Source organism: Ruminococcus sp. OM06-36AC (genome assembly GCF_003438725.1).
In the GTDB taxonomy this organism is placed as follows: Bacteria; Bacillota; Clostridia; order Oscillospirales; family Ruminococcaceae; genus Ruminococcus_C; species Ruminococcus_C callidus.
The window spans coordinates 16,548-29,217 of the sequence record NZ_QSTT01000012.1; the positions used below are offsets into that span (position 1 = coordinate 16,548).

At 52.8% G+C, this 12,670-nt stretch carries 15 protein-coding genes; 14 read left to right on the forward strand and 1 reads right to left on the reverse strand.

Translation table 11 applies throughout. The features are described from left to right. Positions 1 to 6 precede the first annotated feature (6 nt). Positions 7 to 1,563: a DUF3794 domain-containing protein gene (locus DXB92_RS08770; protein WP_021682118.1), complete on the reverse strand. Its 1,557-nt coding sequence runs from the start codon at positions 1,561 to 1,563 to the stop codon at positions 7 to 9. 320 nt (positions 1,564 to 1,883) lie between these two features. On the opposite strand from DXB92_RS08770, the gene DXB92_RS08775 reads away from it, so the two are divergent. The 14 genes from DXB92_RS08775 to trxB all read left to right on the forward strand — a co-directional run bounded on the left by DXB92_RS08775 (position 1,884) and on the right by trxB (position 12,658). Then, entirely contained in the window at positions 1,884 to 2,891 is a 1,008-nt protein-coding gene (locus DXB92_RS08775; RefSeq protein WP_117733593.1) for a sulfate ABC transporter substrate-binding protein, read from the forward strand. 9 nt (positions 2,892 to 2,900) lie between these two features. Next, positions 2,901 to 3,734 (forward strand): sulfate ABC transporter permease subunit CysT, encoded by an 834-nt coding sequence (gene cysT / locus DXB92_RS08780; protein ID WP_117733594.1) that lies wholly within the window; start codon positions 2,901 to 2,903, stop codon positions 3,732 to 3,734. Positions 3,735 to 3,736: 2 nt separating this feature from the next. Next, on the forward strand, positions 3,737 to 4,561 hold the full coding sequence (gene cysW, locus DXB92_RS08785; protein ID WP_117733595.1) for a sulfate ABC transporter permease subunit CysW: 825 nt from the start codon (positions 3,737 to 3,739) through the stop codon (positions 4,559 to 4,561). Then, positions 4,561 to 5,619 (forward strand): ABC transporter ATP-binding protein, encoded by a 1,059-nt coding sequence (locus DXB92_RS08790; RefSeq protein WP_117733596.1) that lies wholly within the window; start codon positions 4,561 to 4,563, stop codon positions 5,617 to 5,619. Before cysW ends, DXB92_RS08790 begins: the two co-directional genes overlap by 1 nt. A 132-nt stretch (positions 5,620 to 5,751) precedes the next feature. After that, positions 5,752 to 6,684 (forward strand): cysteine synthase A, encoded by a 933-nt coding sequence (gene cysK / locus DXB92_RS08795; RefSeq protein WP_117733597.1) that lies wholly within the window; start codon positions 5,752 to 5,754, stop codon positions 6,682 to 6,684. Then, positions 6,608 to 7,180 (forward strand): Rrf2 family transcriptional regulator, encoded by a 573-nt coding sequence (locus DXB92_RS08800; protein ID WP_242986636.1) that lies wholly within the window; start codon positions 6,608 to 6,610, stop codon positions 7,178 to 7,180. The genes cysK and DXB92_RS08800 overlap by 77 nt, the downstream gene beginning before the upstream one ends. A 461-nt stretch (positions 7,181 to 7,641) precedes the next feature. Further along, positions 7,642 to 8,880, forward strand: coding sequence for an aminotransferase class I/II-fold pyridoxal phosphate-dependent enzyme (locus DXB92_RS08805; protein WP_117733598.1), 1,239 nt, complete (start codon positions 7,642 to 7,644; stop codon positions 8,878 to 8,880). Then, positions 8,881 to 9,741, forward strand: a complete 861-nt coding sequence (locus DXB92_RS08810) for a 4Fe-4S binding protein (RefSeq protein WP_021683331.1) — start codon at positions 8,881 to 8,883, stop codon at positions 9,739 to 9,741. Next, on the forward strand, positions 9,734 to 9,979 hold the full coding sequence (locus tag DXB92_RS08815) for a sulfurtransferase TusA family protein (protein ID WP_021683332.1): 246 nt from the start codon (positions 9,734 to 9,736) through the stop codon (positions 9,977 to 9,979). Before DXB92_RS08810 ends, DXB92_RS08815 begins: the two co-directional genes overlap by 8 nt. Then, on the forward strand, positions 9,980 to 10,297 hold the full coding sequence (locus DXB92_RS08820) for a thioredoxin domain-containing protein (protein WP_117733599.1): 318 nt from the start codon (positions 9,980 to 9,982) through the stop codon (positions 10,295 to 10,297). A gap of 21 nt (positions 10,298 to 10,318) precedes the next feature. Further along, on the forward strand, positions 10,319 to 10,525 hold the full coding sequence (gene thiS, locus DXB92_RS08825; RefSeq protein ID WP_021683334.1) for a sulfur carrier protein ThiS: 207 nt from the start codon (positions 10,319 to 10,321) through the stop codon (positions 10,523 to 10,525). A 1-nt stretch (position 10,526) separates the two neighbouring features. Further along, entirely contained in the window at positions 10,527 to 11,339 is an 813-nt protein-coding gene (gene thiF / locus DXB92_RS08830; RefSeq protein ID WP_021683335.1) for a thiazole biosynthesis adenylyltransferase ThiF, read from the forward strand. After that, positions 11,336 to 11,749, forward strand: a complete 414-nt coding sequence (locus DXB92_RS08835) for a M67 family metallopeptidase (RefSeq protein WP_021683336.1) — start codon at positions 11,336 to 11,338, stop codon at positions 11,747 to 11,749. The genes thiF and DXB92_RS08835 overlap by 4 nt, the downstream gene beginning before the upstream one ends. Positions 11,750 to 11,752: 3 nt before the next feature. Further along, positions 11,753 to 12,658, forward strand: coding sequence for a thioredoxin-disulfide reductase (trxB, locus tag DXB92_RS08840; RefSeq protein ID WP_117733600.1), 906 nt, complete (start codon positions 11,753 to 11,755; stop codon positions 12,656 to 12,658). Positions 12,659 to 12,670: the final 12 nt, after the last annotated feature.

Below are 12,670 nucleotides of genomic sequence, written 5' to 3' on the forward strand. Positions count from 1 at the left end.
CTGCCGTTACTGTACAATGGGAATAAAGAGCATGCCCGCAGCGGTAAGCTGTTCGTCTGTCAGGTCGTTTTCCTCCATGATCGCCCCGACGCTGGTGCGGCACCGCTTGGCAATGTCCCAGACGTTTTCGTGCTCTACTCCATAGTACAGCTTCAGGGCATAGTCGCCGTCCCGCACCAGTTTGTTTTCGCCGTCCACCGTCAGACCAGACAGACAGGTGTGGCGGGCAGAGGGACGGAGGTATCCCCGCAGCAGCAGTGATGCCTGAATGGTGATCTTGCCGTCAGAAGCCAGATGATAGGTGCAGTCTGTGGGGAGCACCTCCGCCTGCAATACAGCATTGTCTACCGGCGTTTCCGAGTCGGTGTACACCTCGAACGCTTCCTCCTTTTCCAGCATCATGGGCATGCCGTCTGCATCACCGGCGAGGAGATTACAGCAGAGCATGCCGCTGATGCGAATGCGGTTGGTGTCGGAGAGCAGCTGCATGTTGATGTTGCGAACGTGGCAGTGCAGATCATAGATGCATTCCGGCACGGTGTCGGTGGGCTGGAGCGAGGCACTGCACGGCATCACCGCATGCACCGGCACCGGTGCCATGTCGATCTGGAGAGAAACCGTTTCCTGCTCACAGGGGTACAGCGTGGAAAAGGCATCAGTCACCAGCTGAATGGAAGCGGTTTTGATCGCTGTGCACCGCAGGCACAGTTCCAGTTCGCACTGCAAGCTGTCCATGCTGCCGTTTTTGCCGGTACAAGGCTTCAGGTCGCACCGTACCACCTGTGTGTCCACACTGCCGCGGTAGGTGTCGTCGATCTGCTCCATGTCCACGATCTGGCTGTAAGGGACAGTGAACTGCATCTGTTCCAGCCCGTTGGAACCGTCCTCCTGCTGCCATGTGTAGAGGAACTGCACCGTTGCTTCGCCCTTTGCCACCAGCTTGCCGGCGAGGATCGACTGCTCCTCGTGGTTCAGCCGGACGCTGCTCCGGACAATGCTGCGGATCGGCGGTTTGGACTGTCCCAGTTCCACATCTTCGTTGAGCAGGATATGCTTGGTGGCACGGCGTTTCTGTGCGGCGTATTCCACGGGAACTTTTCGCAGCTGTACGTGCATGCCGAAAACGTCCTCGATGACCTCCTGCTTCCGGTCGCCGGCAGCTCGAATCGAAACCGAAACGGCTCCGCGGACTTCCAGCCGGCGGGGACTGACGGCACGGCAGTTGGCATAGGTGGTGCGGGGACGGATCTGCACTTGCAGGTCCTCAGCAGGGCGGGGCAGTTCTACATTTCTGGTGAATGTCATCTGCTGTGCCACGCATTGCAGCAGCGTGCTCTCCGAACCACAGTACAGCACGCGAATGTCTGCACGCAGTTCGTAGGTGATGCGGTCGGTTCCGGTAGTGGAATTGACAATGGTCGGCTGGATCTCACAGCCGATGATGCGAAAGATGTCCGGATCATAGTCCGGCAGTACGTAGTCCAGTTCAACACTTTGCTCCTGTACTTCGTCCAGAAGAATTTCAGTCACAGGGAGCATTTCCCGATTGATTTTCAGGTCCATATGGAACTCCTCCTTTTTTGCCGTCCGGCGGCGTTGGCTTGGGCAGTACCGTACAGATTCTGCTGCGGTGCTGCCTTTGCTTTATCCTATGCAGACAAGCGAGGGGATAGAACGGCATCGGACAGCTTTTTATATATAACGCCTATAAAATCACTATGATTTTAGTACTTTGCTTGTGCAATTCTACAAAACCGGAGAAATCCTATTGACAAATTACTAGTTTTGCAGTATGATATGTAACATACTAAACATATCAAAACGGTATGTATTATCGGAGAAGCGGGAAAAGCCCGATTCTCCGCAGGAAAGAAGGAAGCTGTATGAAGATTCAGAAGTGCATCGGACTGCTGCTGGCGGCGGTTCTGGCAGGCGGGACATTTACCGGCTGCGGAGATCATAACACGGTGAGCATTGTCAATGTTTCCTATGACCCCACCAGAGAACTTTATACAGATTATAATACGATATTCGCGGAGCACTGGAAAGAGCAGACGGGACAGGACGTGGAAGTCATTCAGTCCCACGGTGGTTCCGGAAAGCAGGCTCTGGAGGTGGCAAACGGGCTGGAAGCTGATGTGGTCACGCTGGCGTTGGAATACGACATTGATTCCATTGAAAAGGCGGGACTGATCGAGGACGGCTGGGTGGACGAGTTTCCGGACGACAGTGCTCCGTATACTTCGACCATTGTGTTCTTGGTGCGAAAGGACAACCCGAAGCACATTCAGGACTGGGACGATCTGGTGCGGGACGACGTAGATGTCATTACCCCGAACCCGAAAACCTCCGGCGGTGCAAGGTGGAATTACCTTGCCGCATGGGCATATGCCGACCGGAAATATAACGGCGACACCCAGCAGACGGAGGACTTCGTCAAGAAGATGTATCAGAATGTGCTGGTGCTGGACTCCGGTGCGAGAGGAGCCACGACCACCTTTGTGGAAAACGGACAGGGCGATGTGCTGGTGGCATGGGAAAATGAAGCGTATCTCTCCATGCGGGACAATCCGGAGGACTATGAGATCGTAAACCCCAGCATCAGCATTCTGGCACAGCCCTCTGTGGCAGTGGTAGATGACGTGGTGGACGACCGCGGTACACGCGATGTGGCGACCGAGTATTTGCAGTATCTGTATTCCGATGCGGCACAGCGAATCGCGGCAAAGCATTATTACCGACCGACCAATTCGGAAATTTTGAAAGAATATGCAGATGTATTTGACTTGAACATCGATCTGGTCAGCATTCAGGATTTCGGCGGCTGGGACGAGGCACAGAAGGTGCACTTCTCCGACGGCGGCATTTTCGATCAGATCTATGAAAAATAAGGAGCAGCTATGAAAAAAGGCAGTAAACGGGTGATTCCCGGATTTGGATTATCCTTGGGAGTGACGCTTTCCGTTCTTAGTATCGTCGTGTTGATCCCGCTGGCATCGCTGGTGGTCTATACCGCAAAACTTAGCCCCGCAGAGTTCTGGGAAACCATTACCAGGCCCCGTGTGCTGGCAAGCTTTCGGGTGAGTCTGCTGACGGCGTTTGCCGCTTCTGCGATCAATGCGGTAATGGGCGTGATTCTGGCGTGGGTGCTGGTGCGGTACCGGTTCCCCATGAAGCGGCTGCTGAACGGCATGATCGAATTGCCGTTCGCCCTGCCGACAGCGGTTGCAGGCATTGCACTGACTTCCCTGACAGCAGACACCGGTCTGGTGGGAAAGTTCTTTGCACGGTTCGGCATTCAGATCGCCTACACTAGGGTAGGCATTACCGTGGCACTGGTATTTGTGGGGATTCCCTTTGTAGTCCGCACGGTGCAGCCGATTCTGGAAAAGCTGGATTCCACTTATGAAGAAGCGGCAGGGGTTCTGGGAGCCAGCCGGATCCGGATTTTCTGGCAGGTGATATTTCCGGAAATCCTGCCGGCAGCCCTGACCGGATTCGGTCTGGCATTCGGCAGATGTCTTGGAGAGTACGGCAGCGTGGTATTCATTGCCGGCAACCAGCCCTATGAAACCGAGATCACGCCGTTGATCATTATGTCGAAGTTGCAGGAATATGACTACACCAGTGCCACTTCCATTGCATTGGTAATGCTGGTCGCAGCGTTCCTGATCCTGTTCCTGACCAATCTGGTGCAGTCCAGAAGTTCGAAGATTCTGAAAGGAGGGCAGTGAGCATGCATGAAGAAACCGTTGGTTCGAAAATCGTCAAGTGGGTTCTGATCGGTGTCAGCGTGCTGTTTCTGGTCGTCATGCTGCTCCTGCCGCTGGCGACTGTCATTTCCGAGACACTGCGGGACGGGTGGAAAACCTATCAGGCAGCTGTCACCGATAAATACACGGTAAAAGCTGTACTGCTGACGCTGGAAGCCACTGCCATTGCCGTAGGTGTGAACACGGTATTCGGCGTGTTTGCAGCACTGGCAGTCACCAAGTATCAGTTCCGCGGCAAGAAAGTGCTGACTACGCTGATCGATGTGCCGGTGACCATTTCTCCGATCATTGCCGGTCTGATCTTCCTGCTGACATTCGGCAGACAGAGCGTGATTTATCCGCTGCTGCATGATCTGGGGATCCATGTGGTGTTTGCAGTGCCGGGCATTGTGCTGGCAACGATTTTTGTAACATTCCCCTTTGTTTCCCGCGAACTGATTCCGGTGCTGGAATCGCAGGGGACAGATGAAGAAGAAGCGGCTGCCCTGATAGGTGCCAACGCGTGGACGATCTTCCGCAAGGTGACGTTTCCCCATATCAAGTGGGCGTTGCTGTACGGCGTGGTGCTGTGTGCAGCCAGAGCCATGGGCGAATTCGGTGCGGTTTCGGTACTGTCCGGACACCTGCGTGGCAGAACCAACACCCTGCCGCTGCACGTGGAAATTTTGTTCAATGAATTTCAGTATGTACCGGCATTTGCGGCTTCGTCGATTCTGGTGCTTATGGCAATTGTGATTCTGGTGATTCGCAGTCTGATCGAACACCGCGGAGGAAAGAGGGATAGCTGATGTACGTAGAGTTAAATCATATTCAGAAACGATATGGCAATTATCAGGCTTCTGATGATGTCAGCTTCGGTATTGAAAAGGGAAAGCTGATCGGTCTGCTGGGGCCCAGCGGCAGCGGCAAAACCACCATTCTCCGCATGATCGCCGGTCTGGAACACCCCGACAGCGGTGAGATCCGCATTGACGGAAAAGTGGTCAATGACATTCCGGCGAGCAAGCGTGGCATTGGATTTGTGTTTCAGAACTACGCGTTGTTCCGGTACATGACTGTGTATGACAACATCGCCTTTGGCTTGAAGATTCAGAAAGTAGACCGGAAAACCATTGCCAGCCGTGTGATGGAACTGGTAGACCTGATCGGACTTCGGGGACTGGAACGGCGGTATCCCAGCCAGCTTTCCGGCGGCCAGCGGCAGCGTGTGGCATTTGCCCGTGCTCTGGCACCGAATCCCCAGCTGCTGCTGCTGGACGAACCCTTTGCGGCGATCGATGCCAAGGTGCGGCAGGAACTCCGCAGCTGGCTGAAGGAAATGATCAGCAAGCTGGGCGTGACCAGCATTTTTGTAACCCATGACCAAGACGAAGCCATTGAGGTGGCGGACGAGATCATCATCACCAACCGCGGACACATTGAACAGATGGGAACGCCAATTGAGATCTACCGTCACCCGCAGACTGCGTTTACAGCATCGTTCTTCGGGCAGACCTCCGTGCTGGCAGACTATCAGAAGTACCACACATTCCAGCATATGGACGGCGTGGAAAAGGCGATTGTCCGTCCGGAATTCCTGAAGATCACCCGCAAGAACGAGGTGCAGAAGTACGGCAGTTCCGCTTCCAAGGGCGTGGTGGAACGGACTTCGTTCCGCGGCGACTGGATCGAGTTGGCGGTGCGTGTCCACGGAGATCTGCTGATCGCCAAGCGGGACTTGGAGGAAGAACCCATTACGGTAGGAGAAACTGTAGATGTGTTCCTCTACCGGCTGTTTGTCATTGCAGGAGAAAAATGCTACCTGCTGGAGAACCAGTCCTTACAGGACGATTCCGTATTCATTTAAACTTGGGCAACACGACGGAAAATCTGCACGCAGATTGCGTGCAAAGCCGTCAGGCGGGCTTTGTGCGGTATTGCCCTTGGCTTTTTTTATATTGTTGTCTATATCATTATTCTGGAAAAGGAGTTACGCGTTATGTCTAAGATTTATCAAGGTGCAGTAGAACTGATTGGAAACACCCCGCTGGTGGAAGTCACCAATCTGGAAAAGAAACAGGAACTGAAAGCCCGTGTGCTGGTGAAGCTGGAATATCTCAATCCGGCAGGCAGCGTCAAGGATCGTATCGCAAAGGCAATGCTGGAAGATGCAGAGCAGAAAGGCAAGCTGAAAGAAGGCTCTGTGATTATTGAGCCGACTTCGGGGAATACTGGTATCGGACTGGCTGCCATTGCTGCATCAAAGGGGTATCGTGTGATCCTCACCATGCCGGAAACCATGAGTGTGGAACGACGGAACATTCTGAAAGCATACGGTGCGGAGATCGTGCTGACACAGGGCGTAAAGGGCATGAAGGGTGCCATTGAACGTGCCAGGGAACTGGCAGCAGAAATTCCCAACAGCTTTATTCCGGGACAGTTCGAAAACCCTGCCAATCCGGAAGCACACCGCAAGACGACCGGTCCGGAGATCTGGCGGGATACGGACGGCAAGGTGGACTTCTTTGTTGCCGGTGTCGGCACCGGCGGTACTGTCAGCGGTACCGGTGAATATCTGAAGTCCCAGAATCCGGATGTGAAAATCGTTGCCGTAGAACCAGCAGATTCTCCGGTGCTCGCCGGCGGAAAGCCCGGTCCGCACAAGATTCAGGGTATCGGTGCCGGATTTGTGCCCAAGACTCTGAACACCAAAATCTATGATGACATTTTCGAAGTACAGAACGATGATGCGTTTGCAGCAGCAAAGCTGATCGCAAAGCATGAGGGCATTCTGGTAGGCATTTCCTCCGGTGCAGCACTCCATGCCGCACTGGAACTGGCGAAGAAGCCGGAAAATGCCGGAAAGACGATCGTGGCTCTGCTGCCGGACAGCGGCGACCGGTATTATTCCACCACCCTGTTCGCAGACTAAAGGAAACACTGCAATATCACGCAAACCGGAGAGAGGAGGAAGTACCATAAAAATTTCAACGAAAGTAGAATGCGGCATTATCGCACTGATCGATATTGCCCTGCATTCGGAAAATGGAGAAGCAGTTGCAGTCAGCAGCATTTCCAAGCGGCAGAATATTTCTGTGAAATATCTGGAACAGATTCTGGTTGCACTGCGGCAGACACATTTGATTCGTGGTATCAAGGGCTTTAAGGGCGGCTATGTGATCGCCCGTCCGGCAGACAAGATTTCGTTTCGGGAAATCATTGATGCTCTGGATATTACCATTCTGGGCGATGCGGATACCGGCGGAGCAGAAGACACCTCTCTCCTGAAAGCAACTGTGCAGGAATGCCTCTGGGATCAGATGACTGCTTATCTGCGGCAGTTTTGCAGCAGCATCACGTTACAGGATATGATGGATCGTTATCGGAATTCTATTCCGCAGGACGAGGCATTTATGTACTACATCTAAGGCAATACCGCACGAGCTTTGTACAGTGTTGCCCTAAGGGAAAGCGGATTCCGGAATCAGACGGCACCAGAAGCGATTTCTGGTGAACCGTCTGATTTTTGCAAGAAAAATCATGTATTTTCCGTTTTAAACATCGATTAAAAATGTCGAATTTGAACAAATTGAAAAAGTCGAACAAATCATATAAAACCTATTGACTTACTAGTGAAAAGGTGATATAATAGGCTCATGACAAGGGAACAATCGAAAGGCAATACCGCACAAAGAGCGTCTGGCGACTTTGCACGCCATCTGCTTGCAAATTTCCCGTCATATTTCACAAAAATGCTCGTGAATACATCAAGTATTCACTCCGCTTTTTGTTTCATCTGACGAAAAATTTGACGACGCATCTGTCGCACAATCTTTGTGCGGTATTGCCGAAAAAATGTTCCGAGAACGAGAGGAGCGTGGGTGAACGCATGAAGTTTAATACGGCATTGCTGCATCAGAATTTTGACGGCGAAAAGAGTACAGGTTCTACGATCATGCCGATTTATCAGGTGAGTGCATTCGCACATGAAACGGCAGAAAAATTAGAGAAAGTCTTTCACAATCAGGCACCGGGATTTGCATATACGAGAATCAGCAATCCCACAGTAGATGCTTTTGAAAAACGGGTAGCCGCAATGGAAAACGGCATCGGAGCAGTCAGCTGTTCTTCCGGCATGACGGCGGTGACAATGGCACTTCTGAACATTCTCCATGCGGGAGATGAAGTGATCGCTGGTTCGGGACTGTTCGGCGGAACCATTGATCTGTTTTCTGACCTGAAAGCGTTTGGCATCACCACACGCTTTGCAGAATCGATCACAGTAGAGGAGATCGAACCGCTGATCAACGAGAACACCAAGGTGGTCTTTACGGAGCTGATCGGAAATCCGAAGCTGGACGTAGTAGACTTGAAAGCGGTTTCGGAACTGGTGCATGCTCACGGGATTCCGCTAATCATCGACAGCACCACTGCTACACCGTATCTGATCCACCCGTTTGCATACGGAGCAGATGTGGTGGTACATTCTTCTTCCAAGTACATCAACGGCGGCGGAAATGCCATCAGCGGCGTGATCGTGGACAGCGGCAATTTCCACTGGGACAGCAGCCGGTATGACGGATTCGAACCCTATGCCAAGTATGGCAAGTTTGCTTATCTGGCAAAGCTGCGGAATGCGATCTGGAGAAATGTGGGCGGTTGTTTGTCCCCGATGAATGCGTTCCTGAACTCCGTGGGGCTGGAAACGCTGGGGCTGCGGATGGAACGGCTCTGTGACAATGCGTTGCAGCTGGCACAGTATCTGGACAGCGTGGACGGCGTAGAGGTCAATTATCCGGCACTGGAAAAGAGTCCCTATTATTCGCTGGTGCAGAAACAGTTCGGCGGCAAGGGCGGTGCGATTCTGACGCTCCGTACCGGCAGCAAGGAAAAGGCGTTCTGCTTGATCAATCATTTGCAGTTCGCCACCAATGCTACCAATATCGGCGATGTGCGGACACTGGTGATCCACCCCGCAAGTACGATTTATGCACACAGCAATGAAGCACAAAAACAAAGTGCCGGCGTATATGAGGATTTGATCCGCATCAGCGTGGGCATTGAAGATATTGAAGACCTGATCGAAGATTTCGGACAGGCGATCGCGAAAATGCAGGAGGAATGTTAAATGGCAGTCGATTATGCGACCTTAAAAAAAGGCGGCTTCATGCGGCAGAAACAGAAGAATCACTTCTCCCTCCGGCTTCGTGTGGTCGGCGGTAATCTGACGGCAAAGCAGCTGGCAAAAATTGCAGAAGTGGCAGAACAGTTCGGTGACGGACATGTGCATCTGACCTCCCGCCAGAGCGTGGAAATTCCCTTTGTGAAGCTGGATCAGATCGAAGAAGTCAAGGCGGCACTGGCAGAGGGCGATGTGGAACCGGGCGTTTGCGGACCGCGTGTCCGTACCATTACCGCATGTCAGGGCGAGGCAATCTGTCCCAGCGGCTGTATCGATACGTACACACTGGCAAAGGAACTGGACGAACGATACTTTGCACGGGAACTGCCCCATAAGTTCAAGTTCGGCATCACCGGCTGTCAGAATAACTGCCTGAAGTCCGAAGAAAATGACTTGGGCATCAAGGGCGGCATTCAGGTGAAATGGCGTGAGGAGGACTGCATTCAGTGTGGTGTCTGCGTCAAGGCTTGCCGCAGCGGTGCCATTACACACGAGGGTGAAAAAATCGTCGTAGACGAAAGCAAGTGTAACTTCTGCGGACGCTGCGTCAAGGCATGTCCCACAGAAGCATGGGATACCGTACATGGCTACATCGTTTCCTTTGGCGGACTGTTCGGCAACAGCATTCATAAGGGCGAACCGGTTATTCCGTTTATTGCGGACAAGGAAAAGCTTCTGAAGATTTGCGATGCGACCATTCAGTTCTTTGAGAACAACGCCAAGGCAGGCGAACGGTTCCAGTTCACATTGGAACGTGTAGGCAGAGAAAAATTTGAAGAAAAAATCTGGGAGGCATACAATGGCTGATTTTCAAATTGATGATACCGTAGATATTACAGACGTAGTTTGCCCGGTGACATTTGTCAAGGCAAAGGTGGCACTGGAAGAACTGGACGACGGACAGATTCTTTCCATTCACATGAACGACGGCGAGCCGGTGCAGAACGTACCGCGGAGCATTAAGGAAGAAGGACACAAGATCCTGAAGCTGCTCCAGAATGAGGACGGCACATACGACCTGATCGTCAAGAAAGTGGGTGATTGAATGGCTGCACGTGTCACACAGGATACGTTCCGGAAAGAAGTGCTGGAAGCAGAGGGACTGGTACTGGCGGACTTTTATTCCGACAGCTGCATTCCCTGCAAGCGGCTTTCGCCGGTTCTGGCGGAACTGGAAGAAGCATACGGCGATGCTCTGAAAGTGGCAAAGATCAACATCAACTTTGATCTGCCGCTGGCGGAACAGTACGAAGTGCAGGCGGTACCGACTCTGATCTTCTTCAAAAACGGAGCAGAGCAGGACAGACGCAGAGGTCTGGTCAAAAAAGCAGAATTGCAGGAGATCATTGATTCCCTGAAATAACACATAAAGGAGTATAGAATTATGAAAATCACAGTTGCAGGTGTACAGAAGGAAGTCGCAGACGGTCTGACCGTGGCTCAGCTGATCGTGGACGAAAATGTGGAAACCCCGCAGTACGTCACCGTCACCATTAACGACGAATTCGTAGAAAACGGCACATTCGAGCAGACCGTTCTCAAGGACGGCGACAATGTAGAGTTCCTCTATTTCATGGGAGGTGGACAGTAACATGGCATTTACCAACGAACAGATCGAGCGTTACTCCCGCCACATCATTCTGAAAGAAGTCGGTGTCAAGGGACAGAAGAAGCTGCTGAATGCCAAGGTGCTGATCATTGGTGCCGGCGGTCTGGGTGCTCCGGCTGCAATGTATCTGGCTGCCGCAGGCGTAGGTACGATCGGCATTGCAGATGCAGACGAAGTAGACCTGTCCAATCTCCAGCGGCAGATCATTCATGCCACCGCTGATGTGGGCAAGGCAAAGGTACAGTCCGCCAAGGAAACCATGGAGGCAATCAATCCTGATGTCAAGGTCAACACCTACCGGACATTCGTCACCAGCGAAAACATCATGGATCTTATCAAGGACTATGATTTCGTCATTGACGGCACAGATAACTTTCCGGCAAAGTTCCTCATCAACGATGCCTGCGTTATGGCGAAGAAGCCGTTCTCCCATGCCGGTATTATCCGGTTTCAGGGTCAGCTGATGACCTATGTGCCGGGAGAAGGTCCCTGCTATCGCTGCGTATTCAAGAACCCGCCTCCGAAGGACGCAGTACCGACCTGCAAACAGGCTGGTGTCATTGGTGCAATGGGCGGCGTGATCGGCAGCTTGCAGGCAATGGAGGCGATCAAGTACATTCTGGGTATCGGCAACCTGCTGACCGGCTATCTGCTGACCTATGATGCACTGAAAATGGAATTCCGCAAGGTAAAGCTGCCGTCTGAAACTTCCGGCTGTGCAGTTTGCGGAACACACCCCACAATTACCGAACTGATCGACTATGAACAGGCAGAATGCGATGGTGTTGGACTATGATTCAATTGAACAAAGCAGATTTTGAAAAAATGCTGGCACATGCGACCAGAGAGCTTCCGGACGAAGCCTGCGGTTTGATCGCCGGCGAGGTACAGGGAACGGACAAGATCGTCAGGAAGGTGTACCTGCTGACGAACATTGACCATTCCAATGAGCATTTCAGTCTGGATCCCAAGGAACAGCTGGCAGCAGTCAAGGATATGCGTGCCAATGGGCTGGTGCCGCTGGGAAACTGGCATTCTCACCCCGAATCGCCGTCCAGACCGTCGGAAGAAGATAAGCGGCTGGCATATGACAGCAAGGCAAGCTATATGATTCTTTCCCTGATGGATCGGGAGAATCCGGTGCTGAATTCGTTCCATATCGAAGGCACCGATGCAGAAAAGGAAGACTTGCAGATCAAGGAGTAAGCTATGTATGACATCATTATCATCGGCAGCGGTCCGGCAGGACTGACGGCAGCGATCTATGCCAGCCGTGCCAGATTACAGACACTGGTGCTCGAACGGGATACCATGGGTGCCGGACAGATCGCCGTGACAGAACAGGTGGATAATTACCCCGGACTGCCCCACATCGGCGGCTATGAACTGGGCGAAAAATTTCGGGAACATGCCACAGAACTGGGGACGTTGTTCTGTGAGAATGATGTTACACATCTGGAAAAGAAAGACGGATACTTCACCGCAACGCTGGAGGATCACACGGAGCTCCAAGCCAGAAGCGTGATCTACGCCGCAGGGACTTCCTACCGGCGGCTGGAAATTGCCGGCGGCAGGCTGGCAGGCGTTTCCTACTGTGCCACCTGTGACGGGGCATTTTATCAGGGCAAAGTTGTTGCTGTGATCGGCGGCGGAGATACGGCTCTGGAAGATGCACTGTATCTCTCCCGCATGGCAAAGACCGTGTATCTGGTGCATCGGCGGGATACGTTCCGTGCCAATGCGGCATTGCAGGAAGCGGTGCAGAAAACTGAAAATATTGTTCTGGTGACCAATGCCGTTCCCACGGAGATCACCGGAGAAAAACGGGTGGAAACCCTGAAGCTGCTGCAGGGCGGCAGTCCGGAAGAACTTTCGCTGGACGGTGTGTTTGTGGCGATCGGCAGCGTGCCGAATACCAGCCTGCTGGAGGGCGTTGCAGAACTGGACAGCAGCGGCTATGTGCAGGCAGGAGAGGACGGCAGGACCTCTGTAGAGGGACTGTTTGCCGCAGGGGACGTGCGGACAAAGGCATTGCGGCAGGTAATCACAGCGGCGGCGGACGGTGCAAACTGTGTGGCTTCTGCGGAAAAATACCTGTTGGAAAACAGAGGATAAAGATGGTGATGA

Coding starts and splice junctions, on each gene's coding strand:
- trxB (WP_117733600.1), top strand. CDS start 11,753: ATGTATGACATCATTATCATCGGCAGCGGTCCGGCAGGACTGACGGCA.
- DXB92_RS08770 (WP_021682118.1), bottom strand. CDS start 1,563: ATGGACCTGAAAATCAATCGGGAAATGCTCCCTGTGACTGAAATTCTT.
- DXB92_RS08805 (WP_117733598.1), top strand. CDS start 7,642: ATGAAGTTTAATACGGCATTGCTGCATCAGAATTTTGACGGCGAAAAG.
- cysT (WP_117733594.1), top strand. CDS start 2,901: ATGAAAAAAGGCAGTAAACGGGTGATTCCCGGATTTGGATTATCCTTG.
- DXB92_RS08800 (WP_242986636.1), top strand. CDS start 6,608: ATGCCGGAAAGACGATCGTGGCTCTGCTGCCGGACAGCGGCGACCGGT.
- DXB92_RS08790 (WP_117733596.1), top strand. CDS start 4,561: ATGTACGTAGAGTTAAATCATATTCAGAAACGATATGGCAATTATCAG.
- cysK (WP_117733597.1), top strand. CDS start 5,752: ATGTCTAAGATTTATCAAGGTGCAGTAGAACTGATTGGAAACACCCCG.
- DXB92_RS08835 (WP_021683336.1), top strand. CDS start 11,336: ATGATTCAATTGAACAAAGCAGATTTTGAAAAAATGCTGGCACATGCG.
- DXB92_RS08815 (WP_021683332.1), top strand. CDS start 9,734: ATGGCTGATTTTCAAATTGATGATACCGTAGATATTACAGACGTAGTT.
- thiS (WP_021683334.1), top strand. CDS start 10,319: ATGAAAATCACAGTTGCAGGTGTACAGAAGGAAGTCGCAGACGGTCTG.
- DXB92_RS08820 (WP_117733599.1), top strand. CDS start 9,980: ATGGCTGCACGTGTCACACAGGATACGTTCCGGAAAGAAGTGCTGGAA.
- cysW (WP_117733595.1), top strand. CDS start 3,737: ATGCATGAAGAAACCGTTGGTTCGAAAATCGTCAAGTGGGTTCTGATC.
- DXB92_RS08810 (WP_021683331.1), top strand. CDS start 8,881: ATGGCAGTCGATTATGCGACCTTAAAAAAAGGCGGCTTCATGCGGCAG.
- thiF (WP_021683335.1), top strand. CDS start 10,527: ATGGCATTTACCAACGAACAGATCGAGCGTTACTCCCGCCACATCATT.
- DXB92_RS08775 (WP_117733593.1), top strand. CDS start 1,884: ATGAAGATTCAGAAGTGCATCGGACTGCTGCTGGCGGCGGTTCTGGCA.